Raw genomic sequence first — 20,974 nt, forward strand, 5'->3', positions numbered from 1 at the left:
TTTTTAAGTTTATCGCCTCAGTACAACTTTGGCAGAAGGATTCGATCAACGACTAAATCGGGCTTGTTATAGCAATCAATGTTTCGATGAGGCCGAAGCGAATTTCGGATCTCCGAAACCCTGTTCTTTATGAGCACTTTTTTTAAGTTCCACTTTAATGTTTTTCAGGTGGGCACGCTTCATAAAATCTTCTATCACCTCAATTACATCTTTGTCTATAAAATCTGCCCTTGCAGCATCAATTAAAACGAAAGACTCCTCGGGAACCTGTTCGAGTTTGTTTTTAATAATTGGTTTATTAAGAAAAGACACATCTTTCCTCAATCGGAAAAGATAATTTTTGTTGTCATTAACCACAAAGACTGCTGATTTGAAATTGCTTCTCATAACAAAAAATAATCCGACGCAACAACCTATCAGAATTCCTATCAGCAGATCTGTAAACAGGATAGCAAGTACAGTAACCACAAATGGTACAAACTGATCCCAGCCTCTCCTGAAATATTCAGCATACAATGTAACCTTTGTGAGTTTATATCCGGTGTAAATCAGGATAGCTGCAAGCGAAGAATACGGGATCCGGTTTAATAAAGCGGGGATTAACGCCACGCATAACAATAATAACAAACCATGCATGATGGTAGATGACTTTGTTTTTGCGCCGGCATTAACATTGGCTGAGGTTCTTACAATCACTGAAGTGATGGGTAATCCACCAATCAAACCGGAAATAATGTTTCCCACTCCCTGCGCTTTTAATTCCCTGTTTGTTGGAGTAACACGTTGAAGCGGATCAAGCTCATCAGATGCTTCCACGTTCAACAGTGTTTCAAGACTGGCAACAATGGCAAGAGTAAGCGCCGTTGTCCAGATTGTAAAATTTCCAAGATGACTAAAATCAGGGAAGGTAAAAAACGAAAAAAACTCTTTCGGCGACTCGGCCATCGGAATATTTACCAGGTGCGCGGCAGTAAGAGCAATCTCCGGCTTTGATACTTTCAGATACTCGTTGATCAGCGTTCCGGCAATAACTACGATCAGGGGAGATGGAACCTGCTTCAGAAATTTTAATTTTTTTACAAGTAACTTATCCCACAATATCTGTATCCCCAGGCAGACGACACCTATAATAAGCGCCACAGGCAAAAGGTTTTTGATTGAAAAGTAGAGTTCAGAAAAAGTATTCTTTCCGTCTTTCTGTTCAAAAGATTCATCGCCCTGAAAATCTGATTCGTAACCTACAAAATGCGGGATCTGTTTCAATATGAGGATCAAACCAATAGCAGCCAGCATCCCTTTGATTACGTTTGAGGGGATATAATCTCCTAATATACCCGCCTTCAGAAAGCCAAGCAGCAATTGAATGATACCACCGATTACTACAGCAAGCAGGAAGACTTCGTAAGCTTCAAGTTTTATTATTGCTATAGCCACGATGGCGGTGAGCCCGGCGGCCGGTCCACTTACGCTTAACTGAGAGCCACTTAATGACCCTACTACTATCCCACCCACAATACCGGCTATTAGACCGGAAAATAATGGTGCGCCTGAGCCCAGCGCAATTCCAAGGCATAAAGGCAGTGCTACAAGAAACACTACTACGGAAGCCGGGAAATCGGATCCAAATGAACGTAAATAATTTTTTGCTTGGTTAGACATAGCGTAAGAGAGTTATGAATTATGAGTTATGAATTATGAAATGGTAATAATAACCCTGCGGGTTTAAGGTTTGCTTAAAGCTTATGCAATGTGATCACTATGTGCAATTGTAAAATAGTCATTCAATGTGCTCAATGTATGGGCACACAAATCCTTAATAGAGAACTAACATTCGGGAGGAGGAGAAAGTAACTCGAAATGGATAAGTTCAATTTTTTCTGATGCTGTGATCAGGTGTTTGAACAATCGGTTACTGAGTAAAAAATCACTGATTTCAAGATGACCGTGGATGTATTCTTCTGAAAACGAAACTGGTCCGCCCGGTGCTTTTTCGTCTGGCCCTGATGGTGAACAAGGAAACGCCTCGGATTCATCATCCTGGTTGGACATAAGGGAATATGACGATTTCGAATCTACTGAGAAGAAGAAAAAATTAGCTGTCGTCAGAAAAAGTAACAGAAATATCATCACCACAGCAAGAAGCGACCTGCCTAATGAATTATTCTGATATTTATTTTTCTGTGATATCATCGCTGCAAATATAGTCTTCAAAGAACGGAAAAGGAATCCGTTAACATTTTTTTAATAATTTTTCAATAAAAACGCTTATCATCTTCAAAGCTATCAATTACACACCCCCAGACTAAGACGTCATTTACTCTTAATACCTGTCACATTTTTTCTCAATACCTGTCACATTTTTGCTGATATTTTTTATTGGGCTAATTTACCGCCTGATGTTACTCCTTGTGGAGTAGGGCTTTAATATGAAAATCTGAAACCAGTTATGTCTTATTCTTATCAGTTAAAAACTCCGGAAGACTACCAAAACGCCTACGAAAAAAGTGTAAACGATCCGGAAGGGTTCTGGGGTGAGATCGCTTCAACCTTTAAATGGCGCAAACCATGGGATAAAGTCCTCCAATGGAACTTTACAACTCCCGATATCAAATGGTTCGCAGGGGGTAAACTAAATATCACTGAAAATTGCCTTGACCGTCATCTGGCCGAAAAAGCAGATACTCCTGCAATCCTTTGGGAGCCTAATGATCCGGCAGAACATTACCGGATGCTGACCTACCGCGAGCTTTTTAATAAAGTAGTCCAGTTTTCAAATGTTTTAAAAAATATCGGCGCAAAAAAAGGCGACCGTGTTTGTATTTATATGGGAATGGTTCCGGAGCTCGCGATAGCCGTTCTTGCCTGTGCCAGGATTGGCGCGGTCCATTCAGTGATTTTTGGCGGTTTTAGTGCCCAGAGTATTGCAGACAGATTGCAGGATGCCCAGGCTGAATTCGTAATAACCTGCGATGGTGCATTCAGGGGCAATAAAGAGATCCCCCTGAAAGGCGTAATAGACGATGCCCTGGTTCAATGCAAATTTGTTAAAAAAGTGATTGTTCTCACCCGAACACGAACACCGGTCAGCATGATCAAAGGACGTGATGTTTGGTGGGAAGATGAAATCAGAAAAGTTGAAACACAGGGCAATCCCGATTGTCCTGCCGAGGAGATGGATGCCGAGGATATGTTGTTTATTTTATATACCTCTGGCTCTACCGGCAAACCGAAAGGCGTTGTTCATACCTGCGGAGGTTTCATGGTTTATACCAACTACACTTTTGTAAACGTGTTCCAGTACAAACCCGGGGATATTCATTTCTGTACAGCGGATATTGGGTGGATCACCGGTCATAGTTATATCGTTTATGGACCGCTGAGTGCCGGCGCTACTTCTTTGATGTTCGAAGGGATCCCAACCTGGCCCGATGCAGGCCGGTTCTGGCAGATCATCGATAAATTCAAGGTGAATATCCTATACACTGCTCCAACCGCTATCCGGTCACTGATGGGCTTCGGACTTGAACCCCTCAAAGGTCATGATCTCAGTTCACTAAAAGTATTGGGAACAGTTGGAGAACCCATCAATGAAGAAGCCTGGCATTGGTACGATGAAAACATTGGTAAAAAACAAAGTCCGATTGTAGATACCTGGTGGCAGACTGAAACTGCCGGGATACTGATCTCAAATATCGCTGGTGTAACCCCGGCGAAACCGACATTTGCAACCTTGCCATTACCAGGTATTCAGCCAGTCCTGGTAGATGAGAATGGGAAAGTGCTGGAAGGAAATAATGTAAGCGGCAATCTTTGCATCCGCTTCCCATGGCCAGGTATATTGCGAACAACCTATGGAGATCATGAAAGATGCCGTTTGAATTATTTCTCATCTTATGAGAACCTCTATTTCACCGGAGATGGTTGCCTTCGGGATGAAAATGGTTTTTACCGGATAACAGGCCGTGTAGATGATGTTTTGAACGTGAGTGGCCACCGTATTGGTACAGCCGAAGTTGAAAATGCTATTAATATGCACGCCGGGGTTGTTGAAAGCGCAGTAGTCGGTTACCCTCATAACGTTAAAGGGCAGGGTATTTACGCATTTGTTATTTTCAACGACCTGCACAATGATGCGGAACTCACAAAAAAAGATATCTCCCTCACAGTCACCAGGATAATCGGACCTATCGCCAGGCCAGACAAAATTCAGTTTGTAACCGGCCTGCCAAAAACAAGAAGCGGTAAAATAATGCGAAGGATACTGAGGAAGATTGCCGAAGGAGAAACAGAAAACCTGGGTGATACTTCCACCCTGCTTGATCCGGGAGTTGTAAAAGTAATTGCAGAAGGTAAATTATGATTTCTAATATCACCCATAGTTTATAGGGAGCTATGTACTTTTTGACAAGAGAAAAATAACCGGGCAGAGCGAGAAATTATTGATACAAACAATATTAAAACAGTTTGCTGATGACTCTTATCGGTATTAAGTCTAAGATCGTTATAGTCCTGAAAGCCGGTCCTTCCTTCCCCATAATCAAGTGGACGGGTATTACCCTGGTTGGCGCAGTTGGTTTTGCTTACTGCAATAATCCGAATTCACAAGTGCCGGTAAGTAAAGCTCCGCGCAGCAATATGAACTACAAAGCGGCTTATTTTGAGGATAAGGCTAGGTTAGAAAAACTTAAAAATGCATATCCTGCAGCGGACAGTATGCTAACAAAATTTATTGAAGAAAATCATATACCAGGATTGGCTTATGGCATTGTTGTAGATGGAAAATTGGTTCATACCGCAAATTTTGGTTTTTCGGATATCAGCAAAAAGATACCGGTCACCTCATCCACCATGTTCCGGGTAGCTTCGATGAGTAAAAGTGTAACGGCAATGGCTATCCTGAAACTGCGCGATGAAGGGAAGCTATCGCTGGAAGATAAGGCTGCAAAATATGTCCCGGCCCTGGACCTTCAACAATATGCTACAGCTGATGCGCCTGAAATCACGATCCGGCATTTGCTCACCCATAGCGCCGGTTTCCCCGAAGACAACCCTTGGGGTGACCGGCAGCTAGCCGATACTGATAAGGATTTGACTGATCTCATGAACAAAAAAATTACATTTTCGAACCCACCCGGAGTGAGTTATGAGTACAGTAATCTCGGTTTTGCATTACTCGGCAAGATTGTGTCAGTGGTTTCGGGCAGGCCTTACCAGCAATATATTCATGATGAGATTTTTGTGCCGCTGGGAATGAAAAACTCGGGTTATGAATATGCCAATATTCCGCCCCCGCAACTAGCGCATGGTTACCGTTGGCTAAATGAAAAATGGAATGAAGAAGAGTTGCTACATGATCAGCCTGACGGATCCTGGGGGGCTATGGGTGCGCTGATCAGTTCGGTTGATGAGTTTTCCAAATACCTGGCTGTTCACCTGGAAGCCTGGCCAGCCTCAAATCTCCCGGAATCAGGGATCATGAGAAGAAGTTCTCTGCGCGAGATGCATCATCCCTGGAGATTTGACGCCATGAATTTGCAATACCGTTACGCAGATGGCCGGAATTGCCCTGTTGTCACAGCTTATTGTTATGGACTTAGATGGATGCAGGACTGCGAAGGCAAAACGGTAATCAGCCATAGCGGCGGTCTTCCGGGTTTTGGCTCTCATTGGGGAATAATGCCTGATTATGGAATCGGCATCATTACCCTGGCTAACCGGACCTATGCAGGCGCAGCACGAATCAATCCTCATATTCTCGACACATTAGTAAAAAGGGCTGGGCTTCAGCGACGTATTTTGCCCGCTTCCGACATCCTGGAACAACGAAAAAATGAACTGGTAGCGCTTTTCCCGGATTGGCAAAACGCAGCTGCAAGCGGCATCTTCGCGGAAAATTTTTTTCCTGATAACCCGGTAGATTCGCTGCTTAAATACAGCCGGCTCGCTTATAAGGCTGCGGGAAAAATTACTTCGGTTAGTCCTGTACGTGCCGGGAACCAACTAAGAGGGCAGTTTATCATTAACGCTGAAAATGGTACGATCCCGGTGTATTTTACCTTGTCACCCGAGAACCCGGCATTAATCCAGGAGTTTAGAATGGGAGCTTTATCGCCATTATCGAAATAGCTATTATACATGAAAAATAAAGCTATAAAACAAAGCTATAAAACAAAGCTATAATACATGAAAAACCCCACTGGCTGGAATTTGTGGGGTTTTCATAGAGAGACGGTGCATTGCCGTTTTCAATTACAATGCAGTATGGTTTTATTTGTCTCCGGATTAATAGGGCCGCTGAATTCAGCATCTAAACTTTCGTTCTGTTGAATTTTCGTTCCTTGGCCTGCCGGAAAGATACAATAAGTTAGCCCCCGGTGCAAGCGGGGGCCAAAGAGTTAACACTTACTGTATAGTATAAAATTCGGGGAATAAGACGTTGATCCTTAATCGCTTATCTTATCTTTGGATAGAAACCTGTGTGCCTACGGGCAGAAAACCTTCCAGCTCGTCAAGGTCGTCGTTTTTTAAAGCGATACAACCGTTTGTCCAGTTTGTAAAATCATCCACCACAATATTATCGTTGGGCCAGGTACCGTGAATAGCAATGCCCCCACCAATTTTTGAGCCTTTTGGTATCATGCCTTTCGCCTTACGTTCATTGAATTTTGCCCAGCTGTCTTTATTAGGATAATCAAGCATCAGCATTTTATGCCATTTCTCATGTCTTCTTTTAGAGATGATTTTGAAATTGCCTTCGGGGGTTTTACGATCACCTTCCATCATCTTATCGGCAGGGTTCTTATTTCCAAATACAACGGGGTAAGTTGCGTACCAACCTTCGTCATCATATACTTTCAGTTCATAGTCCGTCTTGTCTACAACAAGGTATACCGTACCCGTCGGTCCGTTCCGAAAAAGTCTTTTCTTAATTAAACGTTGTTCAACAGATCTGAAGGCACCCAAAGAAATCCCCACAATGACCGGGATGGCGAAAAGAAGTTTGCGTTTCATAATAACCATGGTTTAAGTAAAGACCAGGCGATAGTTTAAAAATTTAGTGATAGATTATTATTTAACACGGCTTATCGAATTTTGTGGGTTAAAGAAGAAACGTTTCTATGGTTTCTTTATTTTTAAAGGGGATAAGTTTTAACAGACTCTTCAAAAATAAAAAAGCACGTCAACAGACGCACTTTTTTTTGTGATTTCTTTATTTAATTATGATTTTCTTCTGTTTTGGGAGTTGAGCTATTTGAAATCTCAATTATTTTTCTACATTCTTCATACAGGCGCTCATATTTATTCAGAATCCTGTTCAGCATTTTATTCTGAATTTATTCTGATGTTTAATGCCAGCTGGAAAGCCTGAGTCCGAAGTTATATGGTGTTTGATCCAGGCCTTTTTCAAACATACTTTCGCTTGCCAGGGAACCATAAAGAGTTACTGGTCCGAGTTGCAATTCCCCGATATAAGAAATTTTCCATTTGCGAAGATCGAAATCGTTACGAAGCTTTTCCTTGCCTTCTAAATCTGTGATGGTTTTTTGACGACTTGAGTACAGGTATCCTGCGCTTGCACCCACACTTAAACCAAAGCCGCGACGTTTGTTTGGTGTGAAGTTGAAGTTTAACATCATTGGAATGGTAACATAGTCTGCTGCGAGTTTATTCTTCGAATAGTTTGTGCTGTTGTCGATCACGATTTGTGTCGGACTTGTTTCAAAAAGCACAGGTTCACTATAACGATAGTTGTTCAATTCAAGTCCGAGACCATATTTCAGATTCACAACATTTTTTACCATGTTTAATCTTTGCATGAATAGCCAGATATTAACGTTGACGGATTTACCAGTGCGAAGTTTCAATTGATCTTTACCTACACCGGCGCCTGTAAACCCGCTGGCAAAAGAAGCGGCATAATCAGTTTTATCATCGTAGTTGGCAAAGCCGAGATCAAGTACCAGCCAGTTTGTGCTGACCGCAGAAGGCTTATATTCTTTCCTGTGATAGATCCGGGTTTTTTCTTTATCGCCGGGTTCGTCCCCAGGTGTTTTCACAATGATCATTGTGCCAATCTTAATGGTATCAGGCGTTTTCGTAGTGGAATCGGTCTGAGCTATGCCTGATATACCCATAGTTATCCCGGTCAGGAGTATAATTATCCTTTTCATGTTTGTCTTTTTACTATGTTTTTTGAATTTATTTGAGACCGATGGAAAAGCTTGCTATGCGAACATCTCGTCTGTTTTCTGAGGGTTCCCTGTTCGTAGCTTTGTCGAAGACGCGGGTTACTTTTCTAAAAATACCACGCATTTTATTTTTCTTATTTGATTGTTCGAATTCTTCGTCGTTTTCATTAGCCATTCTTGTAAACACATTATCTGATTTCAGTTCTACAGGTCCAATGGCCACCTTGTTTTTTGAATTATTATTTTCCGGTTCAACCATCGCCATCACTTCATCTTTATTTGGTTTTTCCGGAACAATGATTGAATTATTTCCCTTGTCAATGTTTTTATTCAATCCATCAGCTTTGTCAGAACCATCTTTTTTAGGACCATTGTTCTTATTCGTGCTCTCATTTTTCAAACCTTCAATCTTCGTGCCCGCGTTCTCTTGTGTTACGTTTGGAATGCTGATAATGTTACTTTTGCTGTTATCTTTTTTTGATGGTGTCTGGGCGAATGCTTTTTCGGTTGACTGACCACTATTTTCGACCAGCTTTTTCAACTCAGCATCATTTAACTTTGCTGGTTTTGATGCGTCTTTCTTATCATGGCCATTAGTGGAAGCTAAATCCGGGGATTTATTGATCCGGCTTTCTGTTGAAATGGTGGCCGGTAAAACTTCCTTCCTTTCTTTTGCATTATTGTCGGTTAGCGTTGACTGTTGTTCGGTAGGTTTCTTTACACTATCAATAACGGTAGGTTTCAAAGGCAATTGATTATTGGAAGCTACACCACTTAAATCATTTCCGGTTCCTGTTGTGTTATCTAGAGCATACCATAGAGTGCCACCAATCATCAAAAGCACTGCCGCAGCTGCAACCATTTTCCAGGAACGCATCCTGGAAAACATTGGTACTACTTTATTATCATGTTCTGACCGGTACAGTATGGATTTGTCCGGAAACACAATATGTTTTTCAGGTTGAAATTTTACCTGTTGTATAAGTTCGAAATGTTCCTGGTATTGTGGATGGCGATAGATAAATTCTTCTACAAGTGCATTTTGATTATTGTTAAGTTCATTGTCAGCGTACAGAACAAAAAACTCTTCACAATTCAATTCATTGATCAATTCATTTACCGGTTCGTTTTCTTTTCTGAATAAAACATCTTTGTTACCAAATGTCTCCATTTCATCCAGTGGCAGAATGGTTTGCTCAAGCATTTCCATTTCTCTTTCCAGATCAGGGTTTTGTTTAACAAAGTTTTCAACTGCAGCACGTTCGGCCGGGTTGAGTTCTTTATCTATATAGAGAACAAAAAATTCTTCGTAGTTATCACGATTGATGTTCATGTTACATTACATTTTCGGGACTTACCAAATAATTCTTTAACTGGATCCTTGCTCTGTGCAGGTATACTTTTACCTGGCTCTCATTGAGTCCCGTTATTTTTCCAATCTCTTCATAGGAGTAACCTTCATAATCTTTCAGCAAAACCAATGATCGCTGTGTTTCCGGCAATCGTCCTAAAGCCTGTTCCAGTATTTTCTTTGTATTCTGAACCGGTTTATCGTAAATCCTCGATTCTTCTTTGAATTCATCTTTCAGCGTGATTCTTTTTGCCTTCCTGATATGATCTATCATCTGGTGATAGGCAACCGTAAAAAGGTAACTTTTACATTTTGCATTGTCCACATCCGCCCGGTTGATCCACATCTTCTCAAAAGCCGATTGCACTACATCACGCGAGTCCTCCTCATGCCGGAGATTTTTCATGATAAAACGGAACACATTGTCCGCATATTCGTTAACACATTGATTATACTCTTTTTCTGTCATAAACAGTGCTTGACTGGCATTATTGAGGCAGTTATATAAGTTGTACGTACAATGAGACCGAAAGTTACAAAACCGAAGAACTATTTTTAAAAAAAATGGCTCCCGGGGGAGCCATAAGGTATTTTTTGTTTTCCAGGTTTTAATGGTAGCCAGCTGTGAGATAACGTGTAACCGATTGCAGGATAATAAATTCACCTGAAACCCTTTTTTTTGTGGTCAAGGGTATTTCGTCATTACATTGATCCTCAGCGATTTGCTTGTTTATACCGGTCTGGATAAAAACAAGGCTGCAAACCGCAACGAAACTTACCACCATAAAACGTATCAGTAAATTCCTTTTCATAAAATTTCGATGTTCAAATATATGACGAGGTTTTCCAGTGAATGTTACACTATTACTAAAGTTTTTTGTGTGACGGCCAGGAACAACCTGTGACAACAATCTTTTACCTTCGTACGAAACCACGATAAAATTATGAATGAAAATCTGGTAAGCAGGCTATCGGCCGAACTGGAAGAAATCAGGTCTAATGGATTATTTAAGACTGAGAGAATCATAGAATCTCCGCAGGGAGCTGAAATTATTGTTAATGGTAAGAAGGTTTTGAATTTTTGTGCAAATAATTACCTGGGCCTGTCTTCTCATCCAAAGGTATTGGAAGCTGCAAAAAAATATATCGATTACCGGGGTTATGGTATGAGTAGCGTAAGATTTATCTGTGGAACCCAGGACATACATAAGGAGCTGGAGCAGAAGATCTCCGCTTTCCTTGGAACAGAGGACACTATTTTATATGCTGCAGCCTTTGATGCGAATGGTGGTGTGTTTGAACCGTTGTTTGGTGAACCGGATGCAATCATTTCCGACTCGCTGAACCATGCATCAATTATTGATGGAGTGCGCCTTTGTAAGGCAAAACGTTTCCGCTATGAACATAACAATATGGAGGACCTGGAATCAAGATTAAAAGAAGCCCAGGAAGCCCGGAGCCGGATTATTGTCACAGATGGATCTTTTAGTATGGATGGAACCATCGCCCAGTTGGATAAAATTGTTGTATTGGCAGAACAATACGATGCAATAATCATGATTGACGAATGCCATTCGAGCGGATTTTTAGGAAAAACCGGGAGGGGAACCCATGAATATCGTGGAGTAATGGGAAAGATCGACATCATTACCGGCACATTGGGTAAGGCTTTAGGTGGCGCTTCAGGTGGATTCACCAGTGGCCGGAAGGAAGTTATTGAGTTACTTCGCCAGCGTTCAAGACCCTACCTTTTTTCCAATACCCTTGCACCTAGCATAGTCGGAGCGTCTATTGCCGTACTGGATTTGTTGAGCGAAACAACAGAGCTTCGAGACAAGCTGGAGCAAAACACAAAATACTTTCGCCTGAATATGACCGCAGCAGGTTTTGACATCAAACCGGGCGATCACCCGATAGTTCCCATCATGTTATACGATGCGGTGGTTGCACAAAACTTTGCTGCAAAACTGCTTGAAGAAGGCATTTATGTTATCGGCTTTTTCTTTCCCGTGGTTGCAAAAGGCATGGCAAGGATCCGGGTTCAGTTAAGTGCCGCTCATGAGAAGGAACACCTTGACCGGGCTATCGCTGCTTTCACAAAAGTTGGAAAGGAGTTGAAAGTTTTAACCGGTTCGCCGGCTAGTTTGACGCAATAACGCTGATTTCAACATTTACATTTTTCGGTAAGCCTTTTACTGCTACAGTTTCGCGGGCGGGAAAATTGCTGCTGAAAAAACTTCCATAGACCTCGTTGACGGCGCCGAAAAGGTTCATGTCACTGAGGAATATGGTAGTTTTTACAACATTTGAAAACTGGTAACCAGCCTCCGTCAATACAGCTTCGAGATTTTTCATGACCTGGATTGTCTCAGCTTTGATGTCTGTCGCTTCTACATTTCCGGTTGCCGGGTTGATAGCTACCTGGCCGGAAACAAAAAGCAGGTTTCCTGCCTGAACAGCTTGGCTATAGGGACCAATTGGCGCTGGTGCTTGTTTGGTTTCGATGATCTTCTTTTCCATTGACCAAATTTATGTCTTTTAAAATATTTTATCATGTTGATCGCAGTTCTTGCAGATGAAGAGTTAAAAGCGGAAATTCTGGGAAAGAATAGTACAAAAGATGGTATTGAGTATATCTGGCCGGATTCACTGAGTTCTCTTTTAATGGTTGAAGCAGATTATTATTTCGACCTGAAATTCGAAATGGATGTCGAAAGGATATCTAAACTCCGCGCTTTACTGCCAAAAACGGTACTTATTGGAGGCGTGAATGATAACCTTGCTACCATTGGAGACGATCGTTTTATCCGCATCAATTCATGGCCCGGTATGCTAGAAAGGGAAATCATTGAACTAGCCTTTACAGATCAGCTATTATCCAGGGTAGAATCTCTTGCTGAAAAGCTGGGTTGGCAATATATCCGGGTACCGGATTTACCAGGAATGGTCACTCCCCGGGTTATCGCCATGATAGTTAATGAAGCATTTTTCGCACTGGAAGAAGGTTTGAGCTCAAGATCAGAAATAGACATAGCCATGAGGCTGGGTACAAGCTATCCCTATGGACCATTCGAATGGGCGGCGAAAGTCGGAGCTGGAAAGATATTAAGATTACTGAGATCACTACAGGTCAGGAATAACCGGTATGAGATTTCGGCTGAACTCGTTAAAGAAGTTAACTCAACCGATCCCGTCTTTGCAAACAAATAACAAATTTTAATCTATCCAAGATTGGCACTCATTCTTAATATTGACACTTCAACAGAGATCGCTTCCATTTCAATCGGTAATGATGGCCTTGAAGTAGGCAAGCTGATAAATACAGATCAGAAAGACCATGCTTCGTGGATCCATGAGGCTATTCTTAAGTTGATCGCAGAGAGCTCAACTGAGTTAAAGCAGCTGCAGGCAATCGCGGTCACTGCTGGTCCGGGATCATATACCGGCATCAGGGTTGGAATGGCATCGGCAAAAGGACTTGCTTATGCATTGTCTATCCCTCTGATCACTGAAAATACCCTTAGAGTGATGGCTTGGTCGATGGTGAATTCAAAATATACAGCGCTGGACTTCAATCCGGTAGGGCCAAAGTCTTCGCTTTACTATGCTCCCATGATAGACGCAAGAAGGGAGGAAGTATTTACGGCCGTTTTCGACTCTGATCTTTCGGAAATAGTTCCTCCGATCGCACTCAAACTCGACGAAACTGCATATGCAGATCAGTTGATAAACCGCGAGATTGGCTTTTTTGGAAGCGGGAGTGATAAGTGGAAACGCCTGAACGTGCATCAAAATGCCCATTTCCTAAAATGGGATTATGCATATTTTAATCTCGCATATTTATCCTACCAATCGTACGTAGGCAAGGTTTTCGCTGATCTGGCCTATGTTCCCCCGTATTATCTTAAGGAAGTTTACACTTATAAAAGAAATTAAGCAACTATAAGTTTTAATCAGTTTTGACCTTTGCATTTAAGATTTACATATTAAATTTGCCGATTCTAAGTTTGTTCTACTGAGCCAATGCTAAGTAGTATGTTTAATCTTAAAAAGCTCTGATGTGCTCATGAATGTAACTACAACCACCAATTATTCGATGGTGTTGAATGCAGAGTCCGGAGAAGGTAGCCCCGTGAAAGTGGACTTTCTAAATCTTAAGAAAGGAGCCATGATCCTAAGGGCACTTAATCACAAACTGCGTCAGCAGATCGTTAAGCTAATCGATGAAAACAAAAGGCTTACGGTCACAGAGATTTACATCCGCCTGCGTCTCGAACAATCTGTAGCATCACAACACCTGGCGATCCTGAGAAGGGCAGGAATTGTGAAGACCGAGCGTGACGGCAAGTTCATTTATTATTCGGTCAGTACTGACCGGGTTTCCCACATCATGAAATGTGTGGAAGATTTAAATGCCTGATTAGTTAAAAGAACAAAAAGTCAAAAGTCAAAAGTTAAAATCCGTGGCATAAGCCGCCGGGGGTTGGCACTTTTGACTTTTGACTTTTTAATTTATTAAATTTGCATCATGTTTATTAAGCAACTATACACAGGCTGTTTGAGTGAGGCAGCCTATTATATTGAAAGTGAGGGAGAAGCAGCCGTGATCGATCCCCTGAGAGATATTGATAGCTATCTGCAGCTGGCGCAAGAAAGAAATTCTACCATCAAATATATTTTTGAAACCCATTTTCATGCTGATTTTGTAAGTGGTCATCTTGACCTTAGTAAAGCAAGCGGAGCTCCTATCGTTTTTGGACCGGCAACTGAAACGGAGTTCCCGATTCACCTGGCCAAAGATGGCGAGATCTTCCAGCTTGGTAAAGTGAGTATTGAAGTGCTTCATACACCCGGCCATACGCTGGAATCATCCTGTTATTTGTTAAAAGATGAATCCGGTAAACAACATGCAATTTTCACCGGTGACACTCTTTTTGTGGGTGATGTTGGTCGCCCCGATCTTAGCAGTGGTAACCTGAGCCAGGAAGAACTGGCAGGGATGCTTTATGAGTCATTAAACAACAAGATTATTCCCCTGGAAGATGATGTGATAGTTTATCCGGCCCATGGCGCAGGCAGTAGTTGCGGAAAAAATATTGGTACCGATACTTTTAGTACGATAGGAGAACAGAAACTGTCTAACTACGCACTCCAGCCCCAGACAAAAGAAAAGTTTATTGCTTCTGTATCGTCTGGCCTTACTGCACCTCCACAGTATTTTCCAATCAATGCACGAATTAACAAAGAAGGGTATGATAGTCTTGAAGGAGTTTTGAATACTGCGCTCACCCCATTGTCTGTGGCTGCTTTTAAAGAATGGAAAAACCAGGTAGAAGTAATTGTCCTGGATTCAAGAAAAGCTGAAGAGTTTACCCTTGGATTTATTCCTGGTTCAATCAGCATCGGGCTTGAAGGCCGCTTTGCAGAATGGGCCGGTGGTTTGCTTCCTTTCGATAAACCAATGGTGCTGGTGACAGAGCCAGGCCAGGAAAAAGAAACGGTAGTGCGTCTGGCCCGCGTGGGTTTCTCTAAAATGATGGGTTACCTGGAAGGGGGCATTGAAGCCTGGAAAGCAGGTGGCAATGACATTGACCTGATCATCGATATTGAAGCAGATGAACTTGCCATGGATATTCCATTCGATGATAACCTTATTGTAATTGACGTTAGAAGGGAGGCAGAGTTTGCTGATGGTCATGTTGCCGGTGCTATGAATATTCCGCTGAATGAAATGAGCAATCCCGCCAGCATGGCGAACATCGAGGAGTACCACAATCTTTATGTGCATTGTGCCGGCGGTTACCGCAGTGTTATTGCCGCGTCTTTGCTTAAAAGACAGGGAATACATAATCTCCGCAATATTGTTGGTGGATGGACGGCTATCAAGGATCAACAAAAGATTGAAGTCGCAAAAGATAAAAGCGTGCTTAACTGACACGCTTGATAAGTACATGATATGAATAAGTATTAGTACTTACGAAGTTTTAGAATTTATACTCTAGTCTTTTAGTATGGTATTCAGTTAATTTGCTCAGGCTATGAAGCATTTGCTTATTAAGTGCCGCTCATGAATTGAAAACCATACTATGAGGTACACAACACGCGCATTAAAAACCGCATTACCACTATACCAGGGGCCAATTACCGCGAAGCAAAAATCACGCAAAAGTCTCTCTGATTGCAATCCTGACGAAAAGGAATATTATGCCCGGAGAATCACCGAACTTGAACTTGAATTGCAAGCTTTAAATATCCTGGATCATCCGCTGCGGATCGCAGAGATCTGCAACCAGATCAGGATTCTCCGTAAGGTTATCTCCCGTTTTGAAAATTAGGATAAATCAGAAGAAGGAGGAGGTGTGTCGCCAATCCAGTTCCCGGCGTATTCGGGCTTCCAGTCGCGTTTCCAACGACGATGGCTCCAAAGCCACATGTCAGGATATTTACGGATAACTTCTTCCAGGAAACGAACATAGTGTTTAGTCAGTTCTCCTTCTTTCAGGGAAGCAGGGTCGTCAACACCTAAGCTGAATTCTGTAATATAATGCCCTCGTTTTGTTTTATAAATTTGAGCAAACACCACGGAAATATTACCCGCCCTGGCACCTCTTTCTGGTCCTCTCGTAAAAGGTGCAGGCTTTCCGAAAAAATCTATCCAAAAAGCCCTTTGAACATCCCCGGGCACCTGGTCCGCGACCAGGCCCAGTAGATAAACTTCATTCCTGTAGGGCAGCATGGCTTTTCGCATATCCGTAGCCGGGATAAGTATGGTGCCAAATCTTGAACGAAGTTTACGGAACATCCGGTCGAAGTTCTTATTTGTGATTGGCATGTAAACACCAAGAAAGGGGTAAGGGGTAAACACTGCGAATGCAGCGTTGCCGTATTCCCAGTTGAAGTTGTGTCCAAGATGAACCTGCACACGTTTGCCCTGGTTGTAAAGTGATTGAATCAACTCCCCGTTTTTTATTGTAAGATGACGGGATAAAAAATCTTTACTGGCAGAAAGTAGTTTAATGGTTTCAATAAAAGTATCAACAAAATTTTTATAGAAATTCTTTGCAATCCGTTTTCTTTCAGCTTCTGTTTTTTCGGGGAAAGCAGTCTCAAGATTTTTCATCACCACCTTTTTACGATATCCCACCAGGTAATAGAGCACCACATATACAAAGTCTGCCAACACATATAAAACACGCAGTGGTAAAAGGGAGAGCAGGTATATAGGTCCGTAAATAAGATAGTACATGTGAAATAGTTATACGCCTAGTTTATCCATTTTTTTTCGTCCTGGACCATGTGATTAAGAATGATATTGACATGGAATTTGTTCCGGAGATGCCGCGCCAGGGCATCGGCAGCGTATACACTACGGTGTTGGCCACCTGTACAGCCAAAACTGATCATCAGGTTACTGAAACCACGTTTGATATAATCTTCCACGGCTATATCTGTTAGCGTAAATACACCGTTGAGAAAATCCGGCATTTTTGTTTGTTGTTCCAGGAAATCCTTAACGTCCTTATCCCGCCCGGTCTGGCTTTTAAATACCTGCTGTCTGCCAGGATTTAAAATCCCACGGCAGTCGAAAACAAATCCACCGCCATTTGGAGTGGCATCAATCGGAATCCCGTTTTTGTATGAGAAGCTACTGATCCTTACAACCAGCGGGGTTTCTTCAGTGGCCTGGATCGGCTCGAAACGACTGATGATTTCATCTTCCACGATAATGCCAAGCAGTCTTTCAAATTCAGGAAGACCGATTCCAATTCTCTTATCTTCTACAAACCACTTAAGGTTACGAAGGGCAAGAGGAATGCTGGTGAGGAACTGCGCCTTTCTCTCGAATAAACCTCTGAAACCATAGGCGCCGAGTACCTGCAGCAGCCTTATCATCACATATCCATTATATTGGCTTACAAAACGCGCACGATCGATGGTGGTGCTAAGGATCTCTTCCACACAATCCATATAATAATCAAGCAGGCTGAGTTTCCACTCGTTAGACAATTCGGCCCTGGCTTGCCATAGCAACGAAGCAACATCATACTGAAGTGCGCCTTTCATACCGCCCTGGTAATCTATGAAATGAACTTCATCACGACTCACCATTACATTGCGGCTTTGAAAATCCCTGAACATGAAATATTTATAATCTACATAAGTAAGATAAGTACCGAGCGCCTCAAAATCATCGAGCAGCTTTTCTTTGTCATAAGCAATCCCGAGGGTGTCAAGAAAATAATACTTAAAATATAACAAGTCGCTGATGATAGCCTGCTTGCCGAATTCATGGCTCGTAATGCATATGCTATAATCGAGATTTGCATCACCGAAAATCTGAATTTCGGCCAGTTTCCTGAGACTTTTCTGAAAAAACTTATAAGCAGTTTCACCGTGCCCTTCTGCTTCGAGCACATTCAAAAGGGATACATCACCAAAATCTTCCTGCAGATAAATTGTGGTCGACTCATTCACTGCAAAAATTTCCGGAACCGGGCTGCCAGCCAGACGAAAATGTTTGCTGAAATTTATGAAGGTATTGTTCTCCCGGATGTTTTTCCCAAAAGTTGCTATATATGAACGCAAAGGAGTAATCAACCGGAAATAAAACCTGTCGCTGCCCGACTGGGGAATTTTTTCAAGCGATGTAATTTCTTCCTGGCTGATCGTTGCGAACAGATCTTTTATGTCCTGTATAATAGTTTGCATAAGTAAGGCACCGTTAACGAATAAATACACAGCTTATTTCGAAGCAGCCGGCAAAGATATGGAATGTGATTTCAGGAACCGTTCTCTTGCGAACCGGGTTCAGGAGCAGAGGATGTTAACAACCTGACGCCGTTTTCCTGCATTTCAGCGATGAGGCTTTCTTCATCCCAGGCGCCGTCTTCCTGCAGGATCAGATCACCACGTTCCGCCTGGATTATTTGTTCAAGTTCTTCAATTTTTTCTTTCGCGGCGAGTATATATTGATCGGGATCACGGATAGCTGAAAGTTTCCTAAGGTTTTTCTCATCAATTTTCAGGAAGGTCCGGGCGGCACGCTGCGCGGTATAAGCACGGTAGCCTAGTAGCTTCATCACGTCAACCCCCATGCGAACGGAGGTATCAATCGTTTCGCGGTAAACATGGAGCATACCTGCATTCATCAGGTCATAAGCATCAAAACGATTTTGGGCTCTCACCAGCATGCGAAGATTTGGAAAGTGTTTTTTGATCGTCTCGATCATCTCAAGCCTTTTATCAGGGGGTTCAAGTGTTATGATAATTAGTTTGGCCGTATCTGCACCAGCCGACACTAACAAGTCGTACCGCGATGCATCTCCATAATACACTTTAAAACCCATTTTTCTTAGCAGGTCCACACGGTCAGAATCAATATCAAGAATAGTTGTTCCGATTTTGTGTGCTCTTAGAAATCTGCCAACGGTGCTGCCAAAGTTTCCAAAACCTGCAATGATCACCGGATTTTTTTCGTCAATGTTATCAGGTAACTTATCAACCGGCACCTCCGTACATGAACCGATTCTTGGCTGAACATATCTTTCATTGAGGACCATAAGCAGCGGTGTGAGGCCCATACTGATTGCAACAACAGCAATCATGATATCAATAGTTGGTTTCGGCAGGATACCTTCAGTTAACGAATATGAAAACAATACGAAAGCAAACTCGCCCACCTGGCTGAGTGCAAAAGAAAATATCAGGTTTTGATCTGTGCCGAGTTTGAAAATTTTGCCGAGTAAGTAAAGCACCAATCCCTTCACTATTATCAGTAACGCAACCAGGCTAAATACAGTCAGCGGCTGTTGGAGGATTAATGCAAAATCTATCGAGGCACCTACCGCAATAAAAAAAAGGCCCAGGAAGAGTCCCTTGAAAGGTTCAATATCGCTTTCAAGTTCATGTTTGTATTCACTGTTAGCAAGTACCACACCGGCAAGAAAAGTACCAAGGGCGGGGCTAAGACCAACCTGTGTCATCAACACCGCCGTACCCACAATCAACAATAATGCGGAGGCGGTAAAAAGCTCTCTTAACCGGGTCCTGGCTACAATGCGAAACAGTGGCTTGATAAGGTATCTTCCGGCAAGAATAATGATTCCTACGGAACCGAGCACTACCAGCGTATGTCCCCAGCCGGGTAATCCATCCACCAGTGTTTTTGTGTGATGCTCCGCGTCCGCCACTTCCGGCGGAACATAAGTTGCAAGTAAGGGAAACAAAGCAAGCATTGGAATTACAGCCACATCCTGGAAAAGAAGTACCGAAAAGGAGCTTTGGCCTGCCGCCAGCTTCATCAATCCTTTTTCGTTAAGGGTCTGTAAAACTATCGCCGTTGAAGACAACGACACAATCATGCCGATTGCCAGTGCAGGCTGCCAGGCGAAGCCAAATAACATGGCTATCATCGTAACAACAGCTGTGGTTAAAACCACCTGTGAACCCCCCAGGCCCAGAATCGGTTTGCGCAGTTTCCATAATAATTCCGGCTCAAGCTCAAGGCCGATCAGAAAAAGCATCATCACTACACCGAATTCAGCGAAATGCATGAGATCCTGTCCTTCCTGCCCAATAAATCCAAGAAAAGCCGGACCGATAACAATGCCTGCTAACAAATATCCGAGTACAGAGCCGAGACCGAGTTTTTTGGCAACCGGGACCATCACTACGGCCGCGGCCAGGTAAATCATTGCCTGGAAAAGAAAATCTTTTTGATCCATTTTCTAGTTTTTTAGTTCTGAAGGAGCCGGGATAATTTCATTGAGATATTTCAGATTCTGCAGGTCCTTTTGAATGATTTTATCATTTTTGAAATCTTCGATCACCTGTTTATATCTCAGAGCGCCAAGCTCTATTGAAGAAGGATTCATCCGGTGCGTATCATGAATGACAAATGGCGGCAGATATATCATTTTACATAGTTGCGCCGTTTGCTCAAATGGAACAAGCAACTGCTTTATCGTGAAGCGGTTATATCCGGATTCCTGGTAAATTTCTTCTCTTCCTCCTGCCGTGATCGCGTTAAAAAGAATCTTGCCACTCAGTTTGGTGCCTCCCCTGCCATATGCCCATCCGTGTTCCAGTACAAGGTCCTCCCACTGCTTTAGAATAGCAGGACAGCTGTACCAGTAAAATGGATGCTGAAAAACTATAACATCGTGTTGCAGTAAAAGTTCCTGCTCCCTGTCAAGATCAATATCAAAGTCAGGATAAGACTCGTAAAGGTCGTGAAAAGTGATGCCTTCTACTTTCAGCACTTGTTTAACCATAGCCTTATGAACCCTTGATTTTTCAAAAGCAGGGTGGGCAAATAAAATCAACACTCTAGCCATATTAGAATAATCTGCAAATTACAAATAACTACTTCCGCATCGGAAAATATCCCGGCTGGAAATAATAAAGATTATATTAGGTTTGAACGTTATTGGAC

At 42.4% G+C, this 20,974-nt stretch carries 20 protein-coding genes; 8 read left to right on the top strand and 12 right to left on the bottom strand.

What is annotated here, in order from left to right; translation table 11 throughout:
- Positions 1-75: 75 nt before the first annotated feature.
- The gene (locus VK664_RS08110; RefSeq protein ID WP_461398135.1) at positions 76-1,659 is read right to left on the bottom strand and encodes a SulP family inorganic anion transporter; all 1,584 of its coding nucleotides are present in this window, start codon (positions 1,657-1,659) and stop codon (positions 76-78) included.
- 165 nt (positions 1,660-1,824) lie between these two features.
- Positions 1,825-2,190: a hypothetical protein gene (locus VK664_RS08115; protein WP_461398136.1), complete on the bottom strand. Its 366-nt coding sequence runs from the start codon at positions 2,188-2,190 to the stop codon at positions 1,825-1,827.
- 256 nt (positions 2,191-2,446) lie between these two features.
- On the opposite strand from VK664_RS08115, the gene acs reads away from it, so the two are divergent.
- Both acs and VK664_RS08125 read left to right on the top strand, forming a co-directional pair.
- Entirely contained in the window at positions 2,447-4,360 is a 1,914-nt protein-coding gene (gene acs, locus VK664_RS08120; protein ID WP_461398137.1) for an acetate--CoA ligase, read from the top strand.
- A gap of 110 nt (positions 4,361-4,470) precedes the next feature.
- Complete coding sequence (locus VK664_RS08125) at positions 4,471-6,126, top strand: serine hydrolase domain-containing protein (RefSeq protein WP_461398138.1); 1,656 nt, start codon at positions 4,471-4,473, stop codon at positions 6,124-6,126.
- 330 nt (positions 6,127-6,456) lie between these two features.
- Here VK664_RS08125 and VK664_RS08130 read toward each other — a convergent pair whose 3' ends face one another.
- From VK664_RS08130 to VK664_RS08150, 5 genes are all read right to left on the bottom strand, one after another.
- Positions 6,457-7,011, bottom strand: a complete 555-nt coding sequence (locus VK664_RS08130) for a L,D-transpeptidase family protein (protein WP_461398139.1) — start codon at positions 7,009-7,011, stop codon at positions 6,457-6,459.
- 335 nt (positions 7,012-7,346) lie between these two features.
- Entirely contained in the window at positions 7,347-8,171 is an 825-nt protein-coding gene (locus tag VK664_RS08135) for an outer membrane beta-barrel protein (RefSeq protein ID WP_461398140.1), read from the bottom strand.
- A gap of 28 nt (positions 8,172-8,199) precedes the next feature.
- Positions 8,200-9,522 carry an anti-sigma factor family protein gene (locus tag VK664_RS08140; RefSeq protein WP_461398141.1) on the bottom strand — a complete coding sequence of 441 codons (1,323 nt, stop codon included), beginning with the start codon at positions 9,520-9,522 and terminating at the stop codon, positions 8,200-8,202.
- A gap of 1 nt (position 9,523) precedes the next feature.
- A complete protein-coding gene (locus VK664_RS08145; protein WP_461398142.1) occupies positions 9,524-10,009 on the bottom strand; it encodes an RNA polymerase sigma factor in 486 nt (161 codons plus the stop codon).
- Between the two features lie 139 nt (positions 10,010-10,148).
- Positions 10,149-10,352 carry a hypothetical protein gene (locus tag VK664_RS08150; RefSeq protein ID WP_461398143.1) on the bottom strand — a complete coding sequence of 68 codons (204 nt, stop codon included), beginning with the start codon at positions 10,350-10,352 and terminating at the stop codon, positions 10,149-10,151.
- 132 nt (positions 10,353-10,484) lie between these two features.
- On the opposite strand from VK664_RS08150, the gene kbl reads away from it, so the two are divergent.
- Positions 10,485-11,696, top strand: a complete 1,212-nt coding sequence (gene kbl / locus VK664_RS08155) for a glycine C-acetyltransferase (RefSeq protein WP_461398144.1) — start codon at positions 10,485-10,487, stop codon at positions 11,694-11,696.
- Here the strand turns inward: kbl and VK664_RS08160 are convergent.
- The gene (locus VK664_RS08160; RefSeq protein WP_461398145.1) at positions 11,680-12,060 is read right to left on the bottom strand and encodes a RidA family protein; all 381 of its coding nucleotides are present in this window, start codon (positions 12,058-12,060) and stop codon (positions 11,680-11,682) included. The genes kbl and VK664_RS08160 overlap by 17 nt on opposite strands.
- A 33-nt stretch (positions 12,061-12,093) precedes the next feature.
- On the opposite strand from VK664_RS08160, the gene VK664_RS08165 reads away from it, so the two are divergent.
- From VK664_RS08165 to VK664_RS08185, 5 genes are all read left to right on the top strand, one after another.
- On the top strand, positions 12,094-12,750 hold the full coding sequence (locus tag VK664_RS08165; RefSeq protein ID WP_461398146.1) for a 3-hydroxyacyl-CoA dehydrogenase family protein: 657 nt from the start codon (positions 12,094-12,096) through the stop codon (positions 12,748-12,750).
- 21 nt (positions 12,751-12,771) lie between these two features.
- Positions 12,772-13,476, top strand: coding sequence for a tRNA (adenosine(37)-N6)-threonylcarbamoyltransferase complex dimerization subunit type 1 TsaB (gene tsaB / locus VK664_RS08170; protein WP_461398147.1), 705 nt, complete (start codon positions 12,772-12,774; stop codon positions 13,474-13,476).
- 130 nt (positions 13,477-13,606) lie between these two features.
- A complete protein-coding gene (locus tag VK664_RS08175; protein ID WP_461398148.1) occupies positions 13,607-13,960 on the top strand; it encodes an ArsR/SmtB family transcription factor in 354 nt (117 codons plus the stop codon).
- 108 nt (positions 13,961-14,068) lie between these two features.
- On the top strand, positions 14,069-15,475 hold the full coding sequence (locus VK664_RS08180) for an MBL fold metallo-hydrolase (protein WP_461398149.1): 1,407 nt from the start codon (positions 14,069-14,071) through the stop codon (positions 15,473-15,475).
- Positions 15,476-15,626: 151 nt separating this feature from the next.
- A complete protein-coding gene (locus tag VK664_RS08185; protein WP_461398150.1) occupies positions 15,627-15,875 on the top strand; it encodes a hypothetical protein in 249 nt (82 codons plus the stop codon).
- Here the strand turns inward: VK664_RS08185 and VK664_RS08190 are convergent.
- The 4 genes from VK664_RS08190 to VK664_RS08205 all read right to left on the bottom strand — a co-directional run bounded on the left by VK664_RS08190 (position 15,872) and on the right by VK664_RS08205 (position 20,876).
- On the bottom strand, positions 15,872-16,786 hold the full coding sequence (locus tag VK664_RS08190; RefSeq protein ID WP_461398151.1) for a lysophospholipid acyltransferase family protein: 915 nt from the start codon (positions 16,784-16,786) through the stop codon (positions 15,872-15,874). The two genes, VK664_RS08185 and VK664_RS08190, sit on opposite strands and share 4 nt — an antisense overlap.
- Positions 16,787-16,803: 17 nt before the next feature.
- Positions 16,804-18,249 carry a RapZ C-terminal domain-containing protein gene (locus VK664_RS08195; RefSeq protein ID WP_461398152.1) on the bottom strand — a complete coding sequence of 482 codons (1,446 nt, stop codon included), beginning with the start codon at positions 18,247-18,249 and terminating at the stop codon, positions 16,804-16,806.
- A gap of 71 nt (positions 18,250-18,320) precedes the next feature.
- A complete protein-coding gene (locus VK664_RS08200; RefSeq protein ID WP_461398153.1) occupies positions 18,321-20,264 on the bottom strand; it encodes a monovalent cation:proton antiporter-2 (CPA2) family protein in 1,944 nt (647 codons plus the stop codon).
- Between the two features lie 3 nt (positions 20,265-20,267).
- Positions 20,268-20,876 (bottom strand): NAD(P)H-dependent oxidoreductase, encoded by a 609-nt coding sequence (locus VK664_RS08205; RefSeq protein WP_461398154.1) that lies wholly within the window; start codon positions 20,874-20,876, stop codon positions 20,268-20,270.
- Positions 20,877-20,974: the final 98 nt, after the last annotated feature.

This window comes from Flavitalea sp. (assembly GCF_035489435.1).
Taxonomy (GTDB): domain Bacteria; phylum Bacteroidota; class Bacteroidia; order Chitinophagales; family Chitinophagaceae; genus DATHKG01.